Raw genomic sequence first — 25,561 nt, forward strand, 5'->3', positions numbered from 1 at the left:
GCCGCCACCGCTCATTCAAGGGCCAGATACTCGGCTGACGGCTCAACCAGCTCGGGTCGCTCCACCGGGTACCGATACCCGTGAATGGCCAACATCGCCCAGTGCCACGCCTCGTCGTGGAAGACGAGCCCCCGGTACGGCGCATCACCTGGCTCGTACGGGTAGTGCGCCACGGCCGCCTCCCAAGCCTCCGTCACCGTCAGCTGCCCGTACCACCGCATCACCCACGCGTAGCCGCGCCGCTCCCCCTCCAGACACTGGAGGTACTCGGCTTCACTCCACGTCACGAGAATTCACTGGACATAGAAATCCTCCGCGTCGAGATCCGGAAGCCCTTCGACGAACCGAGAAAACGCATCAAATGCGTCGGCTCCCAAGTAGTAGCCCCCCGTGTGGTGCAGATGGAACAAGCGCCCTCTTCCATCCACCAAGAGGATCCCAAACTCCGAAGCTTCGTATCCCACAGGAAACAGCTCCACCCCAAGGCCGGCGCCAAGCTCCTTGATATTCCCTGCGTCTCCGTCATAGCCGATGGTCGGCTTCATGACCCACGCACATCCTGAGGCCTTCGGATGATCCAAACGAAGCATTCCGTAGGTGTGGATGAAACGGACTGCAGCCGAAACCGGCGTGAGAGGCACACCTTGGCGCTCCGAGTCCTGTAGACGCACCCTGACCAGCTCTTCAGCCTGCTCACCGATGTCACGCCCAGGAAACCAACCACGCTCAGTGAGCCAGCCAAGCACTTCCTGTGTCGGCTGCCCCGAAGCCATACCTGTTCCGTTCTCCACTCTTGCCTGCATCAAGAAAGTACGCGAATGTCTCCACCCTTGGCTTTGATCCAGCCTCCAAGTGCGGCACCGGACAGCTCTCGGGAGACGTCCCCCTCAACAATCGCCGCCGGTCCGAAGACCGATCCGGACGCGCCGTCGATCTTGGTGTTCTGATCCAGCGTCACCTGAAACGAATTCTCCTGGAACATGGCATTACTGAGATCCGCGGAACGGAGATTCACGCCCAACAGTGACGCGCCCCTGAATTGTGTTCCGCGGCAGCTTGCGCCCGACGCGTCGACATCGCAGAGGGAAGCCTTCACAAGGTTGGCCAGGTCAAGCGTGGCATCCCGCAAGACCGCGTCGTCGAGGTTCACCCGAACCAACGAGCACCCCGTCAGATCAGCTCCACTGAAGTCGGCGCCCTGCGCATCCGAGCGGTACAACTCCGCCTCCACAAGTCTCGCGTTCACCAACTTCGCGTCGGTGAACCACGATTCGGAGAAGTCACCATAGGAAAGATCCGCGCCGGTGAGGTCGAGACCTACAGCATCGAGACCGCCCGCACCGGCGTCGATCCACTCGCGCAGACGCTGGGACGCGGTCCTGCCCTCCGGGAACTTGCCCGGAGTCCAGTCTTTACACAACTAACGCACACCCGTCAGTTTCTTGGTCACCGCCTCGATGAACGCGGCCGCCTCCCGTTCGGAGATCTGCACGTGATCGACGTCGTTGTGACCCAACTCGTAAAGACGCAGGTACTCCGTCGGCTCCCAGCGAAGATTGCGGGTGAACGCCTCGTCGTGTGTCTCGGCCTCCCTGCCGACCAGGCGCCGGCGCAGAATGCCGCGCGGGCTGCTACGGGGATAGCCCTCACTGATCTTCGCGTAGTACGTGATGCGTCCCTCTGCCCAGGCGTCGAGGGCGTCGAGTGTGCTCGGGGCCAGCGAGAGGAACGGCTCGGCGTTGAGGCTGGAATCGAAATTCCCGTACGGGATCATCACCCCGTACAAGTCGATGAACTCCTCGATCGAGTAACCACCACCTCGCCCGTACATAAGGAGCAAAGGCTCGTACGGATCCGGAAGTGCAGGAAAATCATCCCCTCGCACGGCTCGCAGCGCCGCCCAGCGCACGGCGCCTCGGCACGTCCTTGCCGTCGACGGGGTGCCGACGTTGTGCGCGAGATACTCCTCCAGCTCGGACGCGACTTCCGGGTCCAGCTGGAACGTGGGATCGAGGAACTCCGTGACGTCGAAGAAAGGCCACTCGGCCTCGGCCCCGTACGCCCGTGCCCACAGCGCCGCCCGACGCATGTACTCCCGCATCAGCAGAGCACGAGAACGGGTGTGGCTGTTGGCCACGTCCCAGTCGCCGTGCCAGTCGACCGCGCGCAGGCGCTCCAGGACCGCACGTGACAGCTCGGCACTCACTTCAGTGAGCAGGTCTACAGCATCCAGACCGCCCTCACCGGCGTCGATCCACTCGCGCAGACGCTGGGACGCGGTCCTGCCCTCCGGGAACTTGCCCGGAGTCCAGCCTTCGCACAAGTAACTCACCTGCTACGACTGCACCAGAAGCTTCTCAGGCGCAGCACCATCCCGGGCCCACGCAACGGCAACCTTTCTCGCCACTGCCCGGTAAAGCATGTCTTCCACACCATCTTCGGCAGAGGTCGTCTCGGTCACTTTGCTCAACAGCATGGTTCGCTCATTGCCGCTGATGTCCGTATACCTGTAGCGGACCTGCTCATCGTCTTCCTGAATCTTTTCGATGCGTGCGTAAAGGGCCATCGATCAGTTCTCCCACGTGTAGTTCTCGCGCCGGGGCGGCTCCATGTGACTTGCCCAGTCCGCGATTTTCGTGGCAGCGGCATGCGCTTCGGCGTACGTAGAGCCTGGGTGAGCCTGATAGTACCGATGCTCCGCAAGCTCGTGCTCCAGCAGGAGCAGGTCAGACTCCGTGTGCGTGCCCGACCTCAACCTGATCCAGGCCTCGGCCATATCAGGGTTGGCGTCATACCGAGCGTGAACTATGTCGCCGTCCACCGACTCCAGAGGGTGCTCCTCAGTGAAGACGTGATGCTTGATGGCCTCGATTTCTTCACTGGTGAATCCCGTTCCCCCATCGATTCGTGGGGCGTCCTGCAGATGCGAAGCCATGGCATCGACGTCATCCGCGTCACGAATGGCGTCGTATGCCTCTCCCGCCCATTCCTCGGTCTTCATATAGCTTCGAACGCTGCCGTTGTCCGGCGGACGAACGGCACCGCCCGTTTGACCGGGTACAGCCTCGCCACCATGGGGGTGGCCCGGCGCTGACGAGTCGCTGCTCGGCGTCTCGGCGTGGGTGCCGTCGTGATCGCCCGTGTGGGCGGCGTCGTCGCCGTGACCGGCCATGTCGTCGGTGTGCCCGGCCCCGTCGTGACCTGGCCCGTCGTGACCTGGCCCGTCGTGCCCGGGCCCGTCGTGACCGCCGCCATGGGACGCGTCGTCCGCGTGGCCGGCCGGGGTGTCGTGGCCCGTGCCGTGCGGTGCGTCCGGCGTGTGGCCGCCGCCGGCCGGGAGGTCGTGGCCCGAATGAGGTGTGCCGGACGGGAGGTCGTGCCCGCTGTGCGAGCCCGCGCCGACCAGGGCCGGTTCCTTGACTGGGGACTCCACGTGCGGGACGTCCGACCCGGCGGCCGGGTGGCCGCCGGTGGCCGGCTTGTCGACCACGTCGGTGGGCGCGTTGTCGACGTTGTCGACCACGTTGCCCTGGTGGTCGAGGATGTTGCCGTTCGGGTCCAGGTACTGGGCCGGGGCACCCGGCTCGGTGGGCAGTTTCGTCGTGCCCTCGGGGAACGCCGGTGTGTCGTCGGGGAGTTTGAAGTTGCCGTCGGGCAGCTTGACCGCGCCCTCCGGAATCGCCGCGCCCTCCGGGATATGCACCGACCCGTCGGGGAGTTTGAGTGCGCCCTCCGGGAGAGTGATCGCGTTGTCGGGGAGCTTGGGGATCTCGATGTTGCCGATCCCCTTCAGGCCCTTCGCGATGTCACCGATCTTCGACAGACCCGCGCCCGCGCCCTTGGTGATGTACGTCATCGGGTCGATGAACTTGCCCGCCTTGCCCGCCACGGACAGCACCTTCGCGACCGCGCCCGCCTTCCCGGCACCAGCCGCGGCACCACCCGCACCGCCGGTAAAGACGGTGGTCAGCACATTGAAGGTGACCGCACCGGCAGCACGCCCGGGGTTCTTGCCCCACTCGTCCCACGCCACCAGCGCCTTGCCGGTCTCCTTCATCGCGGTGCGCGAATCCCGCAGCCAGGAGGGCAGCTTGTCGTCCGGCAACGTCCAGAACAACGCGCTCGCACCCGGAATCGAGGAGATCGCCAGACCGGTCGCGAGCTGCGCGAGGCCCTTCCAGGCCTGCCCCATCGCGTCCCAGCCGCCGAACCCGACCAGCGTGCCCAGACCCTTGATCGTGCCCCAGACGCCGTCCACGATCAGGCCGTCCCACACGAACGACTTGACCCAGTGCCCGACCTCCCAGACGTGATGCTTCTCCTCCATCGGGTCACCCCAGGGAAGCTTCGCGTTCTTCAGGTCGTCCGCGTTGAACCCGTACTGGTCCTTACGGTCCGAACCGTCACCGGCCACCATCTGCGTCCCACCGAACAGCTTGGTGATCGCGTTGTGACAGGTGCGCTCCGCAGCCCAGAACGCCGCGACGGTCGCCGTCACGTCATCCCGGATCTTGTTGTGCTTGTCGATCTTGTCCTCGTCGTACTCCCAGTCGTCGTCGTCCTTGACCGAGCTGACGAAATTGGTCGCGTCGATCTTCAGCTGCTTGAGCTTGTCGACGAGGGGGCGGATCTCGGTGCCATACGACGACAGGGCACCGGACACCTTCTCCAGGTCATCCGCGAACCCGTCCGCCCGGTCCGCCACCGGCTTCGTCGACGCGAACAACTGCTCCGCCTCCGGCGCCGTGTAGTACGCCGCAAGCCCCTGGAACTGGGAGTGCACGTCCTTACCGGTGGAACGGATGTGCGACGCGTCCGTCTTCAGATCGCCGTACGCGCTCTCCAGCAGCGCCAGATCCCCCGTGTACTGCGGAATCGCCTCCGGCTTGATCACGACGTCTGCACCCCCGGCTTCATCGGATCAAGATCCGGCGCCGACAACGCCTTGCGCTGCGCCTCCGCGGCCATCTCCTGATCCCCGTTCAGATACGCCGTCGTCGCATCCACCGCACCCTGCAACGACTTGCCCGCCCGCGCGGCAATGAACTTCAGGTCGGTGGCCGCGTGTTCCGCGTACTGGGACAGAGCAAGCGCCACCAGACCCCCGGCCGCCTTCTCCCCGCCCCCGCCGCCCTCGGCGGAAATGGTGCCGGCGTTCGTCGCCGCCGACGTCAGATGCTCCCCGTACGACTTCGCATGCGTCTCGATGTGCGACGCCGTCTCACCCGTCGTCTTCAGCACACCCTGAATACCCTGCGGCTTCAGATCCCAGCCCGACACCACAACCCCCGTGAAACGTAAATCCCCGACAACTACCGCCGGATCAGCCGATGTTGTCGACCGCCGCCTTCGCCTTCGAGATCGTCGACTGCGCCGTCCCGTCGTTCTTCTCCAGCGTCGTCTTCAACAGCTGGATAATGCTCTTCACCTCGGTCGACGCGCGATTCCACCGCAGTTCCTTGCCGTGGTACTCATCCGCCACACCATCAGCCGCGAAATCCGACATCGCCGCCTTCACCTGCCGGTCCCGCGCCGCGATGACCTCCTCCAACCGGCCGATCACCGCCTGGATATTGCCCTGCGCATCCGCCGACGCACCCGTGTCGTACGACCGACGATCCGAACCCGCACCAGCCATCACACACCACTCCCCGTCAAAAGAAGATCAACCACAGCCCGGCCCACCCAAGCTCAACGCCCGGAGAAACGCGCCCCGTCGAAGTTCGCCGCCTTCTCGTTCGTCCGCGCGTTCTCGCCCTGCTCCTGATCACCCGAACCGAACGCCGACTCCATCCCCGACTGACCGCCCAGAATCCCCGAGAGCGCCGAGTTCAAGCTCGCCGTGATCTCGTCCGACCGCCCCTTGAACGAATCGAACGCCACCCGGCCCGCACCGTTGAACTTCCCCTCCAACGGCTGCGCGGCCTGCACCAACTGACGAATCAACGTCCCCAGATCATCACTCGACCCACGCGAGTTACTGATCAACGTCGACAGAACCTGCGACCCCATGTCGAACTTCATCCGGACTCCCCCTGACTGCTCGACTGTCCGTCAAATACCACGGTTCATCGTTCATCACCGTGCACTGCACACGCAACCGTCGGCCGTAACAGGCTTGCCACAGCGAACAGAGGAAACTGTCGCAACGCGTCTGCCAGGACCGCACGCGGACGGAAACCGAACCAGGCGGCCCGCCTGAGACCTGACAGACCGACACGTACGGCGACAGCACCGTCCGGGTGACCTACGACGGCCCGACCGGCTCGGGCACCTGGAGCGAGTCACGACCTCCAAGTGCCGGCTCCGGGCAAACGGGAACCAGCCAAGACGCACGCGGGGACGTCCGGCGGCACACCGACGGGCCGCGGCAACCAGCCGCGGCCCGTTGCGCCATGCCCTGGAGTAAGGGGATAACCTTCCGCACAGACGGGTGACACCCGGACGGAACGGGTCGGATTCTTCTCGGATCGCGTCGGCGGCGGGAACGGCCGGCTCGGCGTAGAAGGGCATAACGACGGAACCACACGACAGGTTCCGCTTCGACCTCATTGCCCGGCGTGACCTGCCGTGATACACAGAGTGACCATACGACCCCGCGCATACCGTCCCGCGCTCCCCGCCAGGGGCCGGCACAGGCCGAAAGCAAGGGATACACAAGAAACCCGCCAATCAATGACGCCAAGTCGACATACGACAGCGTCATTGTCGGCGAGAATGGGCCCGACCTCTGCGCACCGTGGCAGAGGGCGCAGAACTACCCACTAGGGGCGGTGACTTACATGTTCCTTGCAGCCGATAAGGGCGACATCACCACAATCATCGGCGGGATCGCCCCGGACTGGGGTCCCTTCGGCAGCCTGGGCAACGAGGCCAAGGTGATGATCGAGGTCGTGATGGCGGTGGCCATCCTCCTCTGCCTCGGCATCGCGATCTGGGGCGCCGCCAAGCAGCGCATCGGCGCGACGGCCCTGCGCGACACGTTCAGCGCGGAACAGGGCAAGGGCCTGATCATCGCGGGACTCACCGGAGTCTTCATCATCGGTTCCCTGGGCACGCTGTTCACCATCGTGTACGGCATGGCCGTCTAGGCCCGGCCCCGGACCGCCACGCCGCCGCGCGCCCGGTTCCCCTCCGACCCATCCGTCCGTCGCGCCCACCGGCTGAGGTTGCGTTTCCCTGATGTCGAGTCACCACACCGCGCCCGCGCGGCAACCAGCACGGCTACCGTCGTACTTCTACGCATTTCAATGTGAGGTGCTTCGGAGTGAGGTCCGTGAACTCGAGGGGGCGCGCACGGCATGAGTCTCGGTGACGAGCCTGGGTACGGTGACGCTCCGCGGGGCGAGGACGGGGGGTACGGCGGTACGGGGCAGACCCGTACGCGACTGCCCGACCGCGCCGGGGACGTGTACGGGGGCGCCCGCCGCGGCCGCTCCTCCTCGCGGAGCCTGGTCACGGTCGTCGGCGTGGTCGTCCTCTTGATCGCAGCCATCGCCTTCGCGAACCGCGGCGACGACGAGTCCGCCTCGGGCGCCGGGGACAGCGACAAGACGAATACGGCACCTACGGCGGCGACCGGGGAACAGCCGGTGCAGTCGAAGGTGGGCGACATCCCCGCCGGGTTCGCCCACAGCGACCAAGGGGCACAGAGCGCGGCGGCGAACTACGGCGTAGCGCTCGGCTCCACGGGCATGTTCAACGCCAACCAGCGGCACGCGATCGTCAACACCGTGTACGCCCCCGAGGTCGCCGCCGCTCGACAGTCAGATCTCGACAGGGCGTACTCCAGCGAGAAGTTCCTGGCCAACATCGGCCTCGCCAAGGACGGCTCGGCGCCCAGTGGGCAGACCTTCGTCTCACGCATCGTTCCGGTGGGCACCAAGGTCACGAAGTTCAGCACAGACAGCGCAACCGTCGAGCTCTGGTACACGTCGCTCTTCGGCCTGTCCGGCGAAAGATCCACGAACCCCGTGTCGGAGAGCTGGTTCACGACCACGTATGACCTGAAGTGGATCGACGGGGACTGGAAGATCACCGACTTCACGCAGAAGGACGGGCCGGTTCCGGTCGGACGCGACCAGCAGGCCTCCACCGCAGACGACATGACCAAGGCCGTCGAGGAGTACGGAGGGTTCACCTATGCGCGCTAAGCGTCGCGTACTCAGGGTCGCCGCCGCTGTCACGGCCGTACAGACCACAACGGTGCTGTTGGCCACCCGTGCCTTCGCCGAACCCACTCCGAAGCCGTCGAAAAGCGGCGACCCCTGCGACCTCATCCGCGGCCCCGCCAAGGACTACTGCGAACGCGGCAACCCCTCCTCCAAAACCGGCGGAGCCACCGGCGGAGACTCCCTCACCGACTCCACCCTCGACCCCCTCTCCTCCCTGGCCAAGGGCTGCGCGGACGCCGCATCCTGGACCGTCGACAAGCTGTCCGAGGCCGTCAAGAGCACCGCGAACGTCGACTTCACCAACCCCAAATTCCTCCAGCAGTACGCCGTCGTCTTCGCCGCGTCGACCATCCTGACCCTCCTGCTGTGGCTGCTGGCCGTCGCGAAGAGGGCCGTGCGAGGTGTCCCCCTCACCACGGCGATCTCCGAAGCGGTCGGGTTCCTCTGGCTCACCGTGCTCGCCTCCGCCTTCACCCCGCTGATCCTCTACACCGTCGTATCGGCGACCGACGGCGTCACTCAGGTCCTGGCGAAGACGACCGGCAACCAGACGGACACCTTCTTCGGCACGTTCTCCGCCGCCCTCGGCAAGGGCGAGAACATCGGCGGCGGCCCGATCATGCTGATCGTCGTGTCGATGGTGTCGATCCTCGCGGCCGGAGTCCTCTGGCTCGAACTCGTCGTCCGCGCCGCCCTCCTCTACGTCGGCGCCCTCCTCGGCACCGTCGTCTACGCCGGCCTCGTCGACAAGAACCTCTGGGGCCACGTCCGCCGCTGGGCGGGCATCATGATCGCCGTCATCCTCGTCAAGCCGGTCATCGTGATCGTGCTGGGGCTGGCCGGCGCCCTGTCCTCCGACGAGGGCCCCGACGCCTTCTCCGCCGTCGTCTCCGGCCTCGCGATCATCCTGCTCGCCATCTTCGCGAGCGCCATGATCTACCGCTTCGTCCCCGGCTTCGGCGACGAGATCGCGAACTCCCGCAACAACCGCATCATGCAGGGCGCCGAGGGCAAGGCCGCGGCCGTCATCAGCTCCCCGGCGACCCTCGTCGCCCAGGGCATCAAGACCCACAGCACCCGCGCCGACAACAACGGCGGCGGAGGCGGCGGCCAGTCGTCCTCCCCCCGCCCCGCCAACGCGGCGTCCGGCGGTATGGCCGCACACAGCTCGCGCCCGTCGAACGGCGGCGGCGGATCCGGCTCCTCCGCCGCGCCCCCGCCCCGCAGCAGCCCGGCCAACACCCCCCACGCCAGCAACAGCCGCAACAGCAGTAGCAACAGCTCAGGAGGTGACGGGCGTTGACGACCGAGTCCCACGTGTCCCACGTGGTCACGCCCCGCCGTACATATCTGATCGGCCGCGCCCGGCCGAACGCGATCGTCGGCCGCAACCGCGAGTCCGGCGAGATCGCACTGATCATCGCGGGCGCGTTCCTCGGCATGATGTGCGGGCTCCTCGTCCCCGTCCTCGCCCTGCGCATCGTGCTGCTGACCGGCTTCCCGATGCTCGCGCTCGCGGCGGTCTACGTCCCGTACAAGCGCCGTACGTTCTACAAGTGGTTCGAGATCAACCGCAGCTACAAGCGCACCCTGCGCCGGGGAACGACCTACCGCTCGACCGTCATGGAGGCCGGTACGCGCCTCGACGGGCGGGAGATCGAGATCGGCCCGCCCCCCGGTATCGGCCGTATCAGCTGGCTCGCCGCCCCCTTCGGACCCGACGAGATCGCCGTACTCCTGCACGCCGACCGCCGTACGGTCACGGCCGCGATCGAGATCGAGGGGCCCGGCGTGGGCCTGCGCGACAGCGAGGACCAGGAGGCCCTCGTCGACCGCTTCGGCACGCTGCTGAAGCACGTCGCGAACGGCGACGGTTTCGTCACCCGCATCCAGATGCTCGCCCGCACCCTCCCCGCCGACCCCGACGCCCACGCCAAAGACGTCGCCATGCGCGGGGACACGCGCTCGCCCGGCTGGCTCCAGCAGTCGTACGACCAGTTGCAGTCCATGGTGTCCACCAGCAGCGAGCAGCACCGCGCGTACCTCGTCGCCTGCATGCACTACTCCCGCGAACTCGCCGCCGAAGCACAGGCGATGGCCCGCGCCGCCCGGCCCCAGGCGGGTCGGAAGCTCGACCGGGACGCGGGGCTCGCCGTCGTCATGGCGCGCGAGCTGACCGACATCTGCTCGCGGCTCCAGGAAGCCGACATCCGCGTACGACAGCCGCTCGGCCAGGGCCGGCTCGCCTCCCTCGTGCACTCCATGTACGACCCGGACCACCCCATCGACCACATCCAGGCGATGACGAAACGCAATGCCTGGCCCGCCGAGCTGGACGCCATGTCGCCCACCTACCTCCAGGCGAAGACCCGCGAGTCCTCCACCCGCGCCCCCTGGTGCCACGCCACGGCCTGGGTGAAGGAGTGGCCGATGACCCCGGTGGGCGTCAACTTCCTGGCGCCCCTGCTGGTCCACACCCCGGACGTCATCCGGACCGTCGCCGTCACCATGGACCTCGAACCCACCGAGGTCGCCATCGAGCGCATGCTGACCGAGAAGACGAACGACGAGGCGGAGGCCAGCCGCGCCGCCAAGATGAACCGCACCGTGGACCCCCGCGACGTCGCCTCGCACAACCGTCTGGACCAGCGCGGCGAAGACCTCGCGAGCGGCGCCGCCGGCGTCAACCTCGTCGGCTACATCACCGTCTCCTCCCGCTCCCCCGAGGCCCTCGCCCGCGACAAGCGGACGATCCGCGCCTCGGCCGGCAAGTCGTATCTGAAGCTGGAGTGGTGCGACCGCGAGCACCATCGCGCCTTCGTCAACACACTGCCGTTCGCGACCGGAATCCGCAGGTAGGGGCTGACGTGATGATGGAATCCGAAGGTAGGGGCTGATGTGGTGATGCGGGACCCGCTGTCGATCCTCACCGACGCCTTCACGTCCTTCCTGTTCGGCAAGGTCGAGACGACGCGCCTGCCCGTGCGCACCTCCACGGGCCAGGCCCAGGCCGTCTATCTGCCCACCGCCGCCCCCGGCCTCGGCGACTCGGGCGTGATCATCGGCCGGGAGGTGTACTCCGGAAAGGGCTACATCTACGACCCCTTCCAGCTGTACGGGCAGCAGCTGCCGGCCCCGCACTGGCTGGTGCTCGGCGAATCCGGCAACGGCAAGTCAGCGCTCGAAAAGACGTACGTCCTACGCCAGCTGCGCTTCCGGGACCGGCAGGTCGTCGTCCTCGACGCGCAGGGCGAGGACGGAGTCGGCGAGTGGAACCTCATCGCCGAGGAGCTGGGGATAACCCCCATCCGGCTGGACCCGACGGCCGCCCTGGACATGGGCATCCGGCTCAACCCGCTCGACCCGGCGATCACCACCACCGGGCAGCTCGCGCTGCTCCGGACGATCATCGAGGTCGCCATGGGGCACGGCCTCGACGAGCGGTCGGGCTTCGCCCTGAAGGTCGCGCACGCCTATGTGAACGAGACGATCCTCGAGCGGCAGCCGGTGCTGACCGACATCGTGGAGCAACTGCGCCACCCCGAGCCGGAGTCGGCCGAGGCGATGAACGTCGCCCTGGACGACGTACGGGCCTGGGGCCTGGACGTGGCACTGGTCCTGGACCGCCTCGTCGACGGTGACCTGCGGGGCATGTTCGACGGCCCCACGACGGTCGGTATCGACCTGGACGCCCCGCTCATCGTCTTCGACCTGTCCCACATCGACCGCAACTCGATCGCCATGCCGATCCTGATGGCGATCGTCGGCGTATGGCTGGAGCACACCTGGATCCGCCCCGACCGGAAGAAGCGCATCTTCCTGGTCGAGGAGGCCTGGCACATCATCAACAGCCCGTTCGTGGCCCAACTCTTCCAGCGCCTGCTGAAGTTCGGCCGCCGCCTCGGCCTGTCCTTCGTGGCGGTGGTCCACCATCTGTCGGACGTGGTCGACGGGGCGGCCGCGAAGGAGGCCGCGGCGATCCTGAAGATGGCCTCGACCCGGACGATCTACGCCCAGAAGGCCGACGAGGCACGGTCGACGGGACGCGTGCTCGGGCTGCCCAGATGGGCGGTCGAGATCATCCCGACCCTGACCCCGGGCATCGCGGTGTGGGACGTGAACGGCAACGTCCAGGTGGTCAAACACCTGATCACGGAGACCGAACGCCCACTCGTCTTCACCGACCGCGCGATGACCGAGTCGTCCGCGGACCGGCTCGCCGACGACGCGCATCGCGCCGCGGAACTGGAGGCGGAGGAGCGGGCGGCGGCCTTCGTGGAACAGCACCTGAGCGACCTGGACGACTCGTCCGAGTCCACGGTGGCGTGAAGTCGGGCATGAACGCAGGCATGAACACAAACATGAACGCAGGCGTGAACCTAGGCGTGAACACGGGTGTGAGCAGGGCACGTACAGGGGCATGAGCACGGCACGAGCAGGGGCGTGACATGAGCCGGGACAGACAGACGTACCGGGACCGGGGCAGAGAGCACGATCACAGCCAGGGCGGCGTCCCCGACGGCCTGTTGATCGGGGTCCTCGCCTTCCTGCTCGGCATGACCCTGATGGTGTGGTCGGCCACGGGCCTCGCGGGCTGGTTCGCGCGGGGCGCCTGGCCGGACGCCGTGACCTTCACCCGTACGCCGCTGGCGATGCGGCACCTCATCGGCCGACCGCACGACATCCCGGGCGCGTGGCCGGACACCCCGGAAGGCCAGCTGTCGGGGTACGGCCTGTTCTGGGGCCTGTTCATCGGCCAGCTGATGGTTCTGCTCGTACTGACGGTGTTCGTGATGGGCACGGTGGCACGATGGCGAGCGGTACGGGCGGGCCGCAGGGCGTCGAGGAGCACGGCGGCGGTGGCCGCCGCCGATCCCGACCCTACGGGGCATGAGGTCCCGGCGCAGCGGGCCACAACGGAACGGACGGGAACTTCGGATCCGACCGGAACTCCGGATCCGACCGGGGCGGCGGAACCGGCCTGGACGGCGGAGCAGGCCGGGAGCGCGGCGCCGGCCGGGAGCGCGGCGCCGGCCGGGAGCGCGGCGCCGGCCGGCGGGGCGGCCCCCGCCGCTACGGGTGGCGTGGGTGGCATGGCGAAGTCCGCCGAGGAGACCGCCCTCGCCCACCTCATGGCACGTGACCGGGCGGGCGGACGGGAAATCGTCCTCGGCCCCCCGGAAACCCGAACAGCCGCCGCGACCCAGGCCATCCACGACGCGGCCGGCCCCGTCCTCGTCCTCACCTCGAACCCGGCCCTGTGGTCGGAGACGAAGGACGCCCGAGCCAAACTGGGCCCGGTCCTCCTCTACGACCCCACGCACCGTTGCGACACCCCGGCCCGCCTCCACTGGTCCCCCTCCGCCGGCTGTGAGGACAAGCCCACCGCCGTGGCCCGCGCGGCAGCACTCCTCGCCCCGGTCCGCCCCACCGCGAAGATCGACCAGGCGCTCGCCGAGACGGCCGAGACTCTTCTGCGGAGCTATCTGCACGCCGCCGCCATAGAGGGCCGCACCGTCCGCCATGTCCACCGGTGGGCCCAGGGCACCCAGGTCCAGGAGGCCGTACGCGCCCTCCGTGCGAACCCCAAGGCCGCACCCGGCGCGGGCGGCGAACTGGAGTCGGCCCTCACCTCGCACCCCGAACGCCGTGACATGGCGCAGGAGTTGACAGCGCGCGCACTGTCCTCACTCTTCACCGTCAATATCCGCGAGGCATGCACACCCAACCGAAATGACAGCCTCGCCTTGGATTCCTTCGTGGATGAAGGGGGCACGCTTTATGTGGTCGGTGAACCCATCGAGGACCCCAGGCAGCATCCCGGCGCCATGCCGTTCCTGACGGCCCTCGTCTCACACGTGGTCGAGCGCGGCCGTCGCATGGCCGAACGGTCATCCTCCGGTCGCCTCGACCCACCACTTACGCTCGTCCTCGACGACGTCGCGGCGGTGGCTCCGCTTCCCCAGCTCCCGGAGCTGCTGTCGACCGGAGCGGACCGGGGCATGCCGACCCTGGCCCTGCTCCGGTCCCAGGAACAGGCCCGGTCCCGCTGGCCGCAGTACGAACTACCTGTCTGACAAGGCCCTTCGCCCCGGCAGCGGCGCGGAGCAGCCCGCCCGATCAGACCCAGACCCGCCTCATGAGACCTGCTCGATCAGGTGCGCTCGATCACGAATTCCAACTCCTGATCCCCGGAGTCCCCGGGCGCCGGCACGCTCACGCCGCTCGGCATGAACCCTGCCTTGCGGTAGAACGCCTCGGCCCGCCCGTTCTTCTCGTGCACGAAGAGCCGTACGCGTTCGAGCCCAGCGGCCCAGGACCACTCCAGAGCCGCGTCGAAGAGCGCCCGGGTCACCCCGCTCCCCCGATGTTCCGGCCGCACGAAGACGCCGACGACGTGCCCTTGTCGCCGCTCGACCGCGACGTCGAACGGATCCCGTGACCCGGCTTCCTCGACCAGTACGGTCACGCTGCCGGCCCATTCCCCGTCAGGCCCCTCGGCGATGATCTGCTGCCGCTCGGCAACCCCTTCGGCGGCCCCCGCCGTCCGGTCCTGCCAGTAGGAGTCCGGCCTGGCGACGGCGTCGTCGTACGTCTCCAGGAACGCCAGATGCGCAACGGGGTCCTGGAGCGCGACAAGCCGCAGCTTCTTGGCCTCGGCCCACTCGCCGGTGCGTATGGAACGGATCAGGTGGCTCATGCGATCACCGTAATACGCGGTTGCGACACCGCTCAGCCATTTTCTCGACTGGCGTGGACATGACCAAACAGTGAACGCGAAAAAGCCCCAACTCTCGGGCATATAGCCGGAGTTGGGGCTTCTTCTTAAAATTTGTTCGGCGGCGTCCTACTCTCCCACAGGGTCCCCCCTGCAGTACCATCGGCGCTGTAAGGCTTAGCTTCCGGGTTCGGAATGTAACCGGGCGTTTCCCTCACGCTATGACCACCGAAACACTATGAAACTGTCAACCGCACCATCCCGTGACCATGGAATGGGGTTGTTCGTGGTTTCAGAACCAACACAGTGGACGCGAGCAACTGAGGACAAGCCCTCGGCCTATTAGTACCAGTCACCTCCAGCGGTTACCCGCCTTCCAGATCTGGCCTATCAACCCAGTCGTCTACTGGGAGCCTTACCCTCTCAAGGAGGTGGGAATACTCATCTCGAAGCAGGCTTCCCGCTTAGATGCTTTCAGCGGTTATCCCTCCCGAACGTAGCCAACCAGCCATGCCCTTGGCAGGACAACTGGCACACCAGAGGTTCGTCCGTCCCGGTCCTCTCGTACTAGGGACAGCCCTTCTCAATATTCCTGCGCGCGCAGCGGATAGGGACCGAACTGTCTCACGACGTTCTAAACCCAGCTCGCGTACCGCTTTAATGGGCGAACAGCCCAACCCTTGGGACCGACTCCAGCCCCAGGATGCGACGAGCCGACATCGAGGTGCCAAACCATCCCGTCGATATGGACTCTTGGGGAAGATCAGCCTGTTATCCCCGGGGTACCTTTTATCCGTTGAGCGACGGCGCTTCCACAAGCCACCGCCGGATCACTAGTCCCGACTTTCGTCCCTGCTCGACCCGTCGGTCTCACAGTCAAGCTCCCTTGTGCACTTACACTCAACACCTGATTGCCAACCAGGCTGAGGGAACCTTTGGGCGCCTCCGTTACTCTTTAGGAGGCAACCGCCCCAGTTAAACTACCCATCAGACACTGTCCCTGATCCGGATCACGGACCCAGGTTAGACATCCAGCACGACCAGACTGGTATTTCAACGACGACTCCACCCACACTGGCGTGCGGGCTTCAAAGTCTCCCAGCTATCCTACACAAGCCGAACCGAACACCAATATCAAACTGTAGTAAAGGTCCCGGGGTCTTTCCGTCCTGCTGCGCGAAACGAGCATCTTTACTCGTAGTGCAATTTCACCGGGCCTATGGTTGAGACAGTCGAGAAGTCGTTACGCCATTCGTGCAGGTCGGAACTTACCCGACAAGGAATTTCGCTACCTTAGGATGGTTATAGTTACCACCGCCGTTTACTGGCGCTTAAGTTCTCAGCTTCGCCAAACCGAAGTTTGACTAACCGGTCCCCTTAACGTTCCAGCACCGGGCAGGCGTCAGTCCGTATACATCGCCTTACGGCTTCGCACGGACCTGTGTTTTTAGTAAACAGTCGCTTCTCGCTGGTCTCTGCGGCCACCCCCAGCTCACCAAGTAAATTGGATCACCAGTGATGGCCCCCCTTCTCCCGAAGTTACGGGGGCATTTTGCCGAGTTCCTTAACCATAGTTCACCCGAACGCCTCGGTATTCTCTACCTGACCACCTGAGTCGGTTTAGGGTACGGGCCGCCATGAAACTCGCTAGAGGCTTTTCTCGACAGCATAGGATCATCCACTTCACCACAATCGGCTCGGCATCAGGTCTCAGCCTTAATGCGCGACGGATTTACCTATCGCACGGCCTACACCCTTACCCCGGGACAACCACCGCCCGGGATGGACTACCTTCCTGCGTCACCCCATCACTCACCTACTACCACCTTGGGTCAGCGGCTCCACCACTCCCCTTTGCCCGAAGGCTCCAGGGCGGCTTCACGGCCTTAGCATTAATGGGCTCGATGTTTGACGCTTCACAGCGGGTACCGGAATATCAACCGGTTATCCATCGACTACGCCTGTCGGCCTCGCCTTAGGTCCCGACTTACCCTGGGCAGATCAGCTTGACCCAGGAACCCTTAGTCAATCGGCGCACACGTTTCTCACGTGTGTATCGCTACTCATGCCTGCATTCTCACTCGTGAACCGTCCACCACTGCCTTCCGGCGCGGCTTCACCCGGCACACGACGCTCCCCTACCCATCCATACAGGCGTTGGCCCTATTGTATGAATGACACGACTTCGGCGGTACGCTTGAGCCCCGCTACATTGTCGGCGCGGAATCACTAGACCAGTGAGCTATTACGCACTCTTTCAAGGGTGGCTGCTTCTAAGCCAACCTCCTGGTTGTCTGTGCGACTCCACATCCTTTCCCACTTAGCGTACGCTTAGGGGCCTTAGTCGATGCTCTGGGCTGTTTCCCTCTCGACCATGGAGCTTATCCCCCACAGTCTCACTGCCGCGCTCTCACTTACCGGCATTCGGAGTTTGGCTAAGGTCAGTAACCCGGTAGGGCCCATCGCCTATCCAGTGCTCTACCTCCGGCAAGAAACACACGACGCTGCACCTAAATGCATTTCGGGGAGAACCAGCTATCACGGAGTTTGATTGGCCTTTCACCCCTAACCACAGGTCATCCCCCAGGTTTTCAACCCTGGTGGGTTCGGTCCTCCACGAAGTCTTACCTCCGCTTCAACCTGCCCATGGCTAGATCACTCCGCTTCGGGTCTTGAGCGCGCTACTAAATCGCCCTATTCGGACTCGCTTTCGCTACGGCTTCCCCACACGGGTTAACCTCGCAACACACCGCAAACTCGCAGGCTCATTCTTCAAAAGGCACGCAGTCACGACGCACCGAGTAAACTCGATGCGCGACGCTCCCACGGCTTGTAGGCACACGGTTTCAGGTACTATTTCACTCCGCTCCCGCGGTACTTTTCACCATTCCCTCACGGTACTATCCGCTATCGGTCACCAGGGAATATTTAGGCTTAGCGGGTGGTCCCGCCAGATTCACACGGGATTTCTCGGGCCCCGTGCTACTTGGGTGTCTCTCAAACGAGCCGCTGATGTTTCGACTACGGGGGTCTTACCCTCTACGCCGGACCTTTCGCATGTCCTTCGCCTACATCAACGGTTTCTGACTCGTCTCACGGCCGGCAGACCGTAAAAGAGAGATCCCACAACCCCGTATACGCAACCCCTGCCGGGTCTCACACGCATACGGTTTGGCCTCATCCAGTTTCGCTCGCCACTACTCCCGGAATCACGGTTGTTTTCTCTTCCTGCGGGTACTGAGATGTTTCACTTCCCCGCGTTCCCTCCACATACCCTATGTGTTCAGGTATGGGTGACAGCCCATGACGACTGCCGGGTTTCCCCATTCGGAAACCCCCGGATCAAAGCCTGGTTGACGGCTCCCCGGGGACTATCGTGGCCTCCCACGTCCTTCATCGGTTCCTGGTGCCAAGGCATCCACCGTGCGCCCTTAAAAACTTGGCCACAGATGCTCGCGTCCACTGTGCAGTTCTCAAACAACGACCAACCACCCGTCACAACCCGCCGAAGCAGATCTTTACCGGGGCCGGCACTGAAGGCAGCCACAATCGGCCGTACCCTCAGACACCCAACAGCGTGCCCGACACCCTCGCCCTCCCATGTTCGCTTTCCACGCCGAAGCAGTACTTGCCAACCTGAGCAGGTCGAGTGTGCCGAATAATCAACGTTCCACCCTTGAGCAACCAGCATCAGACAGTCGCTGATGTACTGGCCTCTGACCTCACCCCGAAGGGATCGGTAAGAAGTGCTCCTTAGAAAGGAGGTGATCCAGCCGCACCTTCCGGTACGGCTACCTTGTTACGACTTCGTCCCAATCGCCAGTCCCACCTTCGACAGCTCCCTCCCACAAGGGGTTGGGCCACCGGCTTCGGGTGTTACCGACTTTCGTGACGTGACGGGCGGTGTGTACAAGGCCCGGGAACGTATTCACCGCAGCAATGCTGATCTGCGATTACTAGCAACTCCAACTTCATGGGGTCGAGTTGCAGACCCCAATCCGAACTGAGACCGACTTTTTGAGATTCGCTCCACCTTGCGGTATCGCAGCTCATTGTATCGGCCATTGTAGCACGTGTGCAGCCCAAGACATAAGGGGCATGATGACTTGACGTCGTCCCCACCTTCCTCCGAGTTGACCCCGGCGGTCTCCTGTGAGTCCCCATCACCCCGAAGGGCATGCTGGCAACACAGAACAAGGGTTGCGCTCGTTGCGGGACTTAACCCAACATCTCACGACACGAGCTGACGACAGCCATGCACCACCTGTACACCGACCACAAGGGGGGCACTATCTCTAATGCTTTCCGGTGTATGTCAAGCCTTGGTAAGGTTCTTCGCGTTGCGTCGAATTAAGCCACATGCTCCGCTGCTTGTGCGGGCCCCCGTCAATTCCTTTGAGTTTTAGCCTTGCGGCCGTACTCCCCAGGCGGGGAACTTAATGCGTTAGCTGCGGCACCGACGACGTGGAATGTCGCCAACACCTAGTTCCCACCGTTTACGGCGTGGACTACCAGGGTATCTAATCCTGTTCGCTCCCCACGCTTTCGCTCCTCAGCGTCAGTAATGGCCCAGAGATCCGCCTTCGCCACCGGTGTTCCTCCTGATATCTGCGCATTTCACCGCTACACCAGGAATTCCGATCTCCCCTACCACACTCTAGCTAGCCCGTATCGAATGCAGACCCGGGGTTAAGCCCCGGGCTTTCACACCCGACGTGACAAGCCGCCTACGAGCTCTTTACGCCCAATAATTCCGGACAACGCTTGCGCCCTACGTATTACCGCGGCTGCTGGCACGTAGTTAGCCGGCGCTTCTTCTGCAGGTACCGTCACTTTCGCTTCTTCCCTGCTGAAAGAGGTTTACAACCCGAAGGCCGTCATCCCTCACGCGGCGTCGCTGCATCAGGCTTTCGCCCATTGTGCAATATTCCCCACTGCTGCCTCCCGTAGGAGTCTGGGCCGTGTCTCAGTCCCAGTGTGGCCGGTCGCCCTCTCAGGCCGGCTACCCGTCGTCGCCTTGGTGAGCCACTACCTCACCAACAAGCTGATAGGCCGCGGGCTCATCCTGCACCGCCGGAGCTTTTAACCCTCACAGATGCCTGCGAGAGTATTATCCGGTATTAGACCCCGTTTCCAGGGCTTGTCCCAGAGTGCAGGGCAGATTGCCCACGTGTTACTCACCCGTTCGCCACTAATCCACCCCGAAGGGCTTCATCGTTCGACTTGCATGTGTTAAGCACGCCGCCAGCGTTCGTCCTGAGCCAGGATCAAACTCTCCGTGAATGTTTTCCCGTAATCGGGACGACACCACGAGAGCGGAACAGCCGGGCGGAATAAGCCCAGCCGTTCACAGCGTCCTCGCTGTGCGCCTACCGAACAACGTCGGCAGGACTTTTTCAAAGGAACCTCGTCCCAGCCGATCGGCCGGAGACGGGGTATCAACATATCTGGCGTTGATTTTTGGCACGCTGTTGAGTTCTCAAGGAACGGACGCTTCCTTTGTACTCACCCGAGAGACTCTCTCAGGCTTTCCTCCGGGCGCTTCCCTTCGGTCTTGCGTTTCCGACTCTATCAGACCGTTTTCCGATCCGATTTCCTCGGTGCTTTCCAGGTTTCCGCTTTCGCGTTTCCCTTTCCGGCGGTTCCGACTCTATCAGATCCTTTCGGGCCTGATTCCCAGTCAGCGGGTGTTGTCTTCGCGGCTGTTGGGCCGTTCCGACGTCTCAAACCTTAGCGGATTCTCCCGGCGACTCATAATCGAGCCGTGGAATTGAATTCGGGCACGCCGAATTCGACCCCGGTAGGGAGATCGTGCTGGTGGTTTGTTGTGCCGCTTGAGCGGCGGGAGTGCTGTCGCAGAACCGTTACGGCTCCGTGGCAACTCGAAGAATCTTACACATCCAGGGAGTGGCGGTCAACATCCCTGGGCAAGATCTTCAGTCCAGGTCGCTGAGCCGTCCGCCCGCGTCCGGCTGGGCGTGCTCCACGCGCCGCAGGAGACGGGTCAGGACCTCGCCCAGGGCGGCGCGTTCCTCGGCCGACAGGTCCTGGAGGAGGTCCTCCTCGAAGACGCTGGCGAGGCGCATCGCCTCCAGCCACTTCTCGCGGCCCTCCGCGGTCAGCTCGACGATCACGCGGACGCGGTTCGACTCGTCCCGCTCCCTGGTGACCAGCCCCTCCGCCAGCATGCGGTCGATCCGGTGGGTCATCGCGGCCGGCGTGAGCCCCAGTCGCTTCGCCAGGTCACCCGGGCCCAGCCGATAGGGGGCGCCGGAGAGGACGAGGGCCTTGAGGACCTCCCACTCGGCGTTGCTGATCCCGAGAGCCGCGGTCTGACGGCCGTAGGCGACGTTCATGCGGCGGTTGAGCCGGGAGAGCGCCGAGACGATCTTCTCGACCTGGGGATCGAGGTCCTGGAACTCGCGCTGGTAGGCGGCGATCTGTTCGTCGAGTGTCGGCTCGCCGGCGCCGGGGGTGTCGGCCATGGCCGCAGTATGGCACGCGTTCGCTTGGCGTCGAAGTCCTTCTAGGTGTACTGTTTAGGATCTAACTTTAGCTTCGAAGTCTTCAGGGCTAACCACTTCACACCTACATGGGTGCGCGTGGTCGGCCCTCCTCTCTAGGGCAGGTGAACGTGACCAGGGCAATGGGCGCAGCGATGCGCCGGATCCATGTGGGCAACGCACTCAGCGCGTTCGGCCTCGGCTTCACCGTCCCGTATCTGTACGTCTATGTGGCGCAGGTACGGGATCTCGGTGCTGTGACGGCGGGTCTCGTACTCGCGGTCTTTGCCGTGGCCGCACTCGTGGTGCTTCCGTTCGCCGGGCGAGCCATCGTCCGGCGCGGCCCGCTGCCGGTGCTGCTCGCCGCCCTGGTCACCGCCGCGTTCGGCGCACTGAGCCTGGGACTGGCGAGCAGCGCCACGACTGTGTTGCTGTCGGCGGCCGCGCTGGGTGCCGGGCAGGCCGTGATGCAGCCGGCGCTGGCCACGATGATCGTGGACTGCTCGACGGCGGAGACCCGGTCGCGGGCGTTCGCCATGCAGTTCTTCCTGGCGAACCTCGGGCTCGGTATCGGCGGCCTCATCGGCGGCCACCTCGTCGACGCGTCCCGGGCCGGCTCCTTCACACTGCTGTTCGCGATCGAGGCGGTGATGTTCCTGCTGCTCGTCGTGATCATGTCGACGGTACGGATGCCGCACGCCCCGAAGATCGAGGGCTCCGCTCCGCAGGCCGAGGGCAGCTGGAAGCAGCTGCTCGGCAACCGGGCCATGGTGCAGCTGTGCGTCGTGGGCTTCGTGCTGTTCTTCGCCTGCTACGGGCAGTTCGAGTCGGGGCTGAGCGCGTACGGCGTCGAGGCGGCCGGTATCTCCACCTCCGCGCTTGGTACGGCCCTCGCGGCGAACACGGCGATGATCGTGGTCGCGCAGTTCGCCGTGCTGAAGTTCGTCGAGCGGCGCAAGCGGTCCCGGGTGATCGCCGCCGTCGGGCTGATCTGGGCCGTGGCGTGGCTCGCGGCCGGGTACGCGGGGCTCGGGCACGGCAGCCGGACCATGGCGACCGCCGCGTTCATCTCCACGTACGCGCTGTTCGGGCTCGGGGAGGCAATGCTGTCGCCGACCGTGGCCCCGCTGGTCGCCGATCTGGCGCCGACGGGCCTGGCGGGTCAGTACAACTCGGCCTTTGCCCTGGTCAAGCAGCTCGCGCTGGCCATCGGTCCGGCGGTGGGCGGTCCCATGGGGGCGTCCCTGCACGCGCCGTACATCGTGACGTTCCTGCTGTTCTCGCTGGGCATCACGTTCCTCGCGGTGCGGCTCGGGCGACAGCTCACCCCGGTGCAGAACCAGCCGTCCCTCGCGAAGAGCCGGGTGGTCGCCCAGGGCGGGGCGCCCGCGGAGCCGCTCCCCGCGAACGTGTGATCGACGTACGACACCCGTAGGCATCGAGAACCTGTACGACGGCCGCCGCCCACCACGCGTGGGGGCGGCCGTCGCTCGTTCTCAGCGGATGCCTGTGACCAGGGTGGCCGTGAAGGGCAGGGTCGCCGTGCCGTCCGGTGTGGTGCGGTCGGCGAGGCGGGCGCACATCGCGCGGCCCACGCCGGCGAGTGCCTCCGGGCCGCCGGTATCGACGATCTCCTGGCCCCAGGGCAGCGCCGAGAGATGGCCGGGGGCGAAGTCGGCCAGTCGGGGCAGGGCGATACCGAAGGTGACCTCGCGGGCGGTCGTGTGCTGGAAGCCGGCCGAGCGGAACGCGGCCGTGAGCCGTTCGGCCGTACAGGTGAAGGCCTTGGTGTATTCGGCCGCGGTCTCCTCGCCGCCGTACTTCTTGATGGCCTCGTACTGGGCGGCGAAGTACGGGGAGAGGTCCTTGGGTGCCCAGACGGTGGCCGCGAAACGGCCCCCGGGGCGGGTGACACGGGCCGTCTCCGCCGCTGCCGCGTCCAGGTCCGCGAAGAACTGGGCGCCCTGCTGGCAGACGACCGCGTCGAAGGCCGCGTCGGTATGGGGGAGTTTCTCGGCGGAGGCCTCGGTGAACTCGATGTCGGGGTACATGCGCGGACGGTGGGCGGCGGCCACCCTGAGCATGCCTTCATCGGGGTCGATTCCCGACACCCGGCCCGCCGGGCCGACCAGCGGGGCCGCGGCCCGGGCCGCGAAGCCCGTGCCGCAGGCGAGATCGAGCACCGCGGCGCCCGGGAACAGGTCGACGGCGTCCAGGACGGCCGTCACGAAGGGCGCCGCGATCGGCGCGACGTACTGCTCGTAGCGCTCCGGGGCGCTGCCTTTGGACTGAAAGCCCGATTCGTCTGCCATGGGTGAGCTACTAGCACCGCACGCCGGAGATGGCCAGATGACGCGCGGCGGTCTCGCTTGTCCGACGCCGTCCAGCTCTGCCCGTATCCGTCTGTTTCTGCTTCGTGCTCCTATGTGGTGCGCGGGAGTGCGAACTCGCACCACACCGCCTTGCCGCCGCCCGGAGTGCGACGGGAGCCCCAGCTCGAGGCGATCGTCGCCACGATCGCGATGCCCCGGCCCGCCTCGTCCGCCGGTTCGGCGCGGCGGCGGCGCGGGAGGTGGTCGTCGCCGTCGGTCACCTCGACGATCAGGCGGCGGTCGGTGCGGCGCAGCCGCAGACGCATCGGCGGGGTGCCGTGCTGGAGGGAGTTGGCGACCAGCTCGCTCGCGGCCAGCACGCCCAGGTCGTGCAGTTCGGTCGGGAAGCGCCAGCTGGTCAGGACGCCGGAGGCGAAGGCACGCGCGCGTGGCGCCGCTTCCACGCCGCCGAGCAGCTCCAGCGCCGCGTTGCGGAAGAGGTCGCTGTCGGCGCCCGTGCGGGCCGGGTGCTGGAGGACCAGGACCGCCACGTCGTCGTCGTGGTCGGCGGTCACCCCGGCCGAGCGGACCAGCCGGTCGCAGACCACCTGGGGCGTGCCCGTGGCGCCCGCCAGCGCGCGCGACAGGGCGGCGATGCCCTCGTCGAGATCCTGATCGCGGCGCTCGACCAGACCGTCCGTGTAGAGCACGGCCGTGGAGCCGGGGCCGAGCGGGACCGAGCCCGAGGCGTGCATCCAGCCGCCCGTGCCGAGCGGCGGCCCGGTGGGCTCGTCGGCACGCAGGACGATGCCGCTGTCGTCGCGCACCAGGATCGGGAGGTGGCCGGCGGAGGCGTACACCAGGCGGCCCTCGTTGGGGTCGTGGACGGCGTACACACAGGTGGCGATCTGGTTGGCGTCGATCTCCGCGGCGAGGCCGTCCAGGAGCTGGAGGACCTCGTGCGGGGGCAGGTCGAGTCGGGCGTACGCGCGGACGGCCGTACGGAGTTGGCCCATCACCGCTGCCGCGCGTACGCCTCTGCCCATCACGTCGCCGATGACGAGGGCCGTGCGGCCGCCGCCGAGGGTGATGACGTCGTACCAGTCGCCGCCGACCGCGGCCTCGGTGCCGCCGGGCTGGTACGTGGCCGCGATGCGCAGGTCGTCGGGCTCCTCCAGCTCCTGGGGGAGCAGGGAGCGCTGAAGTGTCACCGCCGTTTCGCGCTGCCCGCGCTCACTGGCGCGCAGCCGTTCGGCGGCCTCGGCGTGGTCGGTGACGTCGACGGCGAAGACGAGGACGCCGCCGTCCTTGTCTTCGGACGCGTCCACCGGCGTGCACGTGAACGTGTACGAGCGGCCGCCCGGGGTCTTGCGGGACTTGACCGTGCGCGACTTGGAGCTGCGCAGCACCTGGTCGAGGAGCGGGAGCAGGCCGAGCTCGTCCAGCTCGGGCAGCCCCTTGCGGGCGGGTTCGCCGACGGGACGCTCGCCGAAGGCCGCCGTATAGGCGTCGTTGACGTACGCGATGCGGTGGTCGGGGCCGTGGACGAGGGCGACGAGAGCCGGGACGCGGTCGAGGACGTCCCGTACCGGCAGTTCGTCGACGGCGGGCACGCGCTGCGTGTCGTCGGTGAGCTGCTCGCCCCGGGCTGTGGGCACGGAGCCGTCCCCCCGCCGGTCCGGGGAGACCGTGTGCTCGGCCCGCGCTGCGGCGCGGCGCTGCGTTCCGGGGAGCCGGGCGCTCCAGCGCGTGAAGTTCACTTGGGGGAAGCCTCGTAGGTTCGAAGAGCGAGCGGTCCGCCCGCCCAAGGTCGTGGACCAGTCTGGCCGACCGGGCCGACATCCGTCAGACGTC

At 65.9% G+C, this 25,561-nt stretch carries 20 protein-coding genes and 3 rRNA genes; 7 read left to right on the plus strand and 16 right to left on the minus strand.

What is annotated here, in order from left to right; translation table 11 throughout:
• Positions 1 to 11 precede the first annotated feature (11 nt).
• The 9 genes from SAVERM_RS21075 to SAVERM_RS21115 all read right to left on the minus strand — a co-directional run bounded on the left by SAVERM_RS21075 (position 12) and on the right by SAVERM_RS21115 (position 6,024).
• Positions 12 to 287 (minus strand): hypothetical protein, encoded by a 276-nt coding sequence (locus SAVERM_RS21075; protein ID WP_037650763.1) that lies wholly within the window; start codon positions 285 to 287, stop codon positions 12 to 14.
• 6 nt (positions 288 to 293) lie between these two features.
• A complete protein-coding gene (locus SAVERM_RS21080; RefSeq protein WP_010985520.1) occupies positions 294 to 773 on the minus strand; it encodes an SUKH-3 domain-containing protein in 480 nt (159 codons plus the stop codon).
• A 29-nt stretch (positions 774 to 802) separates the two neighbouring features.
• Positions 803 to 1,420, minus strand: a complete 618-nt coding sequence (locus SAVERM_RS21085; RefSeq protein ID WP_010985521.1) for a pentapeptide repeat-containing protein — start codon at positions 1,418 to 1,420, stop codon at positions 803 to 805.
• Positions 1,421 to 2,332, minus strand: coding sequence for a hypothetical protein (locus SAVERM_RS43355; protein ID WP_010985522.1), 912 nt, complete (start codon positions 2,330 to 2,332; stop codon positions 1,421 to 1,423).
• 3 nt (positions 2,333 to 2,335) lie between these two features.
• On the minus strand, positions 2,336 to 2,566 hold the full coding sequence (locus SAVERM_RS21095) for a hypothetical protein (protein WP_037650762.1): 231 nt from the start codon (positions 2,564 to 2,566) through the stop codon (positions 2,336 to 2,338).
• Positions 2,567 to 2,569: 3 nt separating this feature from the next.
• On the minus strand, positions 2,570 to 4,894 hold the full coding sequence (locus SAVERM_RS21100) for a hypothetical protein (protein WP_010985523.1): 2,325 nt from the start codon (positions 4,892 to 4,894) through the stop codon (positions 2,570 to 2,572).
• A complete protein-coding gene (locus tag SAVERM_RS21105; protein ID WP_244905199.1) occupies positions 4,891 to 5,241 on the minus strand; it encodes a DUF6507 family protein in 351 nt (116 codons plus the stop codon). Before SAVERM_RS21105 ends, SAVERM_RS21100 begins: the two co-directional genes overlap by 4 nt.
• A gap of 82 nt (positions 5,242 to 5,323) precedes the next feature.
• Positions 5,324 to 5,638: a pore-forming ESAT-6 family protein gene (locus SAVERM_RS21110; protein WP_010986835.1), complete on the minus strand. Its 315-nt coding sequence runs from the start codon at positions 5,636 to 5,638 to the stop codon at positions 5,324 to 5,326.
• A gap of 53 nt (positions 5,639 to 5,691) precedes the next feature.
• On the minus strand, positions 5,692 to 6,024 hold the full coding sequence (locus tag SAVERM_RS21115; RefSeq protein ID WP_010985526.1) for a hypothetical protein: 333 nt from the start codon (positions 6,022 to 6,024) through the stop codon (positions 5,692 to 5,694).
• Between the two features lie 758 nt (positions 6,025 to 6,782).
• Between SAVERM_RS21115 and SAVERM_RS21120 the strand changes: the two genes are divergently transcribed.
• From SAVERM_RS21120 to SAVERM_RS21145, 6 genes are all read left to right on the plus strand, one after another.
• A complete protein-coding gene (locus SAVERM_RS21120) occupies positions 6,783 to 7,091 on the plus strand; it encodes a hypothetical protein (RefSeq protein ID WP_010985527.1) in 309 nt (102 codons plus the stop codon).
• A 210-nt stretch (positions 7,092 to 7,301) separates the two neighbouring features.
• Positions 7,302 to 8,153, plus strand: a complete 852-nt coding sequence (locus SAVERM_RS21125; RefSeq protein WP_010985528.1) for a DUF8175 domain-containg protein — start codon at positions 7,302 to 7,304, stop codon at positions 8,151 to 8,153.
• Entirely contained in the window at positions 8,143 to 9,477 is a 1,335-nt protein-coding gene (locus SAVERM_RS21130; protein ID WP_010985529.1) for a hypothetical protein, read from the plus strand. The genes SAVERM_RS21125 and SAVERM_RS21130 overlap by 11 nt, the downstream gene beginning before the upstream one ends.
• On the plus strand, positions 9,474 to 11,033 hold the full coding sequence (locus tag SAVERM_RS21135) for an SCO6880 family protein (RefSeq protein ID WP_037653099.1): 1,560 nt from the start codon (positions 9,474 to 9,476) through the stop codon (positions 11,031 to 11,033). Before SAVERM_RS21130 ends, SAVERM_RS21135 begins: the two co-directional genes overlap by 4 nt.
• A gap of 45 nt (positions 11,034 to 11,078) precedes the next feature.
• Positions 11,079 to 12,503, plus strand: coding sequence for an ATP-binding protein (locus SAVERM_RS21140; protein WP_037653102.1), 1,425 nt, complete (start codon positions 11,079 to 11,081; stop codon positions 12,501 to 12,503).
• A gap of 119 nt (positions 12,504 to 12,622) precedes the next feature.
• Positions 12,623 to 14,251, plus strand: a complete 1,629-nt coding sequence (locus SAVERM_RS21145) for a type IV secretory system conjugative DNA transfer family protein (RefSeq protein ID WP_010985532.1) — start codon at positions 12,623 to 12,625, stop codon at positions 14,249 to 14,251.
• Between the two features lie 77 nt (positions 14,252 to 14,328).
• Here the strand turns inward: SAVERM_RS21145 and SAVERM_RS21150 are convergent, their stop codons facing one another.
• The 5 genes from SAVERM_RS21150 to SAVERM_RS21175 all read right to left on the minus strand — a co-directional run bounded on the left by SAVERM_RS21150 (position 14,329) and on the right by SAVERM_RS21175 (position 21,377).
• The gene (locus tag SAVERM_RS21150) at positions 14,329 to 14,874 is read right to left on the minus strand and encodes a GNAT family N-acetyltransferase (RefSeq protein WP_010985533.1); all 546 of its coding nucleotides are present in this window, start codon (positions 14,872 to 14,874) and stop codon (positions 14,329 to 14,331) included.
• Between the two features lie 134 nt (positions 14,875 to 15,008).
• Positions 15,009 to 15,125: ribosomal RNA gene (gene rrf / locus SAVERM_RS21155) — 5S ribosomal RNA — on the minus strand.
• 89 nt (positions 15,126 to 15,214) lie between these two features.
• Positions 15,215 to 18,337, minus strand: a 23S ribosomal RNA gene (locus tag SAVERM_RS21160).
• 312 nt (positions 18,338 to 18,649) lie between these two features.
• Positions 18,650 to 20,175: ribosomal RNA gene (locus SAVERM_RS21165) — 16S ribosomal RNA — on the minus strand.
• Together the 16S, 23S and 5S rRNA genes form the textbook arrangement of a ribosomal RNA operon.
• A 653-nt stretch (positions 20,176 to 20,828) precedes the next feature.
• Positions 20,829 to 21,377 carry a MarR family winged helix-turn-helix transcriptional regulator gene (locus SAVERM_RS21175; RefSeq protein WP_010985534.1) on the minus strand — a complete coding sequence of 183 codons (549 nt, stop codon included), beginning with the start codon at positions 21,375 to 21,377 and terminating at the stop codon, positions 20,829 to 20,831.
• Positions 21,378 to 21,538: 161 nt separating this feature from the next.
• Here SAVERM_RS21175 and SAVERM_RS21180 point away from each other — a divergent pair, with 161 nt between their 5' ends.
• The gene (locus SAVERM_RS21180; RefSeq protein ID WP_010985535.1) at positions 21,539 to 22,810 is read left to right on the plus strand and encodes an MFS transporter; all 1,272 of its coding nucleotides are present in this window, start codon (positions 21,539 to 21,541) and stop codon (positions 22,808 to 22,810) included.
• Positions 22,811 to 22,891: 81 nt separating this feature from the next.
• Here SAVERM_RS21180 and SAVERM_RS21185 read toward each other — a convergent pair whose 3' ends face one another.
• Both SAVERM_RS21185 and SAVERM_RS21190 read right to left on the minus strand, forming a co-directional pair.
• On the minus strand, positions 22,892 to 23,707 hold the full coding sequence (locus SAVERM_RS21185) for a class I SAM-dependent methyltransferase (protein ID WP_010985536.1): 816 nt from the start codon (positions 23,705 to 23,707) through the stop codon (positions 22,892 to 22,894).
• A 110-nt stretch (positions 23,708 to 23,817) separates the two neighbouring features.
• Positions 23,818 to 25,467 carry an ATP-binding SpoIIE family protein phosphatase gene (locus tag SAVERM_RS21190; RefSeq protein WP_010985537.1) on the minus strand — a complete coding sequence of 550 codons (1,650 nt, stop codon included), beginning with the start codon at positions 25,465 to 25,467 and terminating at the stop codon, positions 23,818 to 23,820.
• Positions 25,468 to 25,561 lie beyond the last annotated feature (94 nt).

It is taken from the genome of Streptomyces avermitilis MA-4680 = NBRC 14893, assembly GCF_000009765.2.
Taxonomy (GTDB): domain Bacteria; phylum Actinomycetota; class Actinomycetes; order Streptomycetales; family Streptomycetaceae; genus Streptomyces; species Streptomyces avermitilis.

Bases quoted from the DNA above. Each gene is read 5' to 3' on its own strand.
- SAVERM_RS21080 (WP_010985520.1), bottom strand. From the start codon at position 773: ATGGCTTCGGGGCAGCCGACACAGGAAGTGCTTGGCTGGCTCACTGAG.
- SAVERM_RS21095 (WP_037650762.1), bottom strand. From the start codon at position 2,566: ATGGCCCTTTACGCACGCATCGAAAAGATTCAGGAAGACGATGAGCAG.
- SAVERM_RS21110 (WP_010986835.1), bottom strand. From the start codon at position 5,638: ATGGCTGGTGCGGGTTCGGATCGTCGGTCGTACGACACGGGTGCGTCG.
- SAVERM_RS21115 (WP_010985526.1), bottom strand. From the start codon at position 6,024: ATGAAGTTCGACATGGGGTCGCAGGTTCTGTCGACGTTGATCAGTAAC.
- SAVERM_RS21120 (WP_010985527.1), top strand. From the start codon at position 6,783: ATGTTCCTTGCAGCCGATAAGGGCGACATCACCACAATCATCGGCGGG.
- SAVERM_RS21125 (WP_010985528.1), top strand. From the start codon at position 7,302: ATGAGTCTCGGTGACGAGCCTGGGTACGGTGACGCTCCGCGGGGCGAG.
- SAVERM_RS21130 (WP_010985529.1), top strand. From the start codon at position 8,143: ATGCGCGCTAAGCGTCGCGTACTCAGGGTCGCCGCCGCTGTCACGGCC.
- SAVERM_RS21140 (WP_037653102.1), top strand. From the start codon at position 11,079: ATGCGGGACCCGCTGTCGATCCTCACCGACGCCTTCACGTCCTTCCTG.
- SAVERM_RS21145 (WP_010985532.1), top strand. From the start codon at position 12,623: ATGAGCCGGGACAGACAGACGTACCGGGACCGGGGCAGAGAGCACGAT.
- SAVERM_RS21150 (WP_010985533.1), bottom strand. From the start codon at position 14,874: ATGAGCCACCTGATCCGTTCCATACGCACCGGCGAGTGGGCCGAGGCC.
- SAVERM_RS21175 (WP_010985534.1), bottom strand. From the start codon at position 21,377: ATGGCCGACACCCCCGGCGCCGGCGAGCCGACACTCGACGAACAGATC.
- SAVERM_RS21180 (WP_010985535.1), top strand. From the start codon at position 21,539: ATGGGCGCAGCGATGCGCCGGATCCATGTGGGCAACGCACTCAGCGCG.
- SAVERM_RS21185 (WP_010985536.1), bottom strand. From the start codon at position 23,707: ATGGCAGACGAATCGGGCTTTCAGTCCAAAGGCAGCGCCCCGGAGCGC.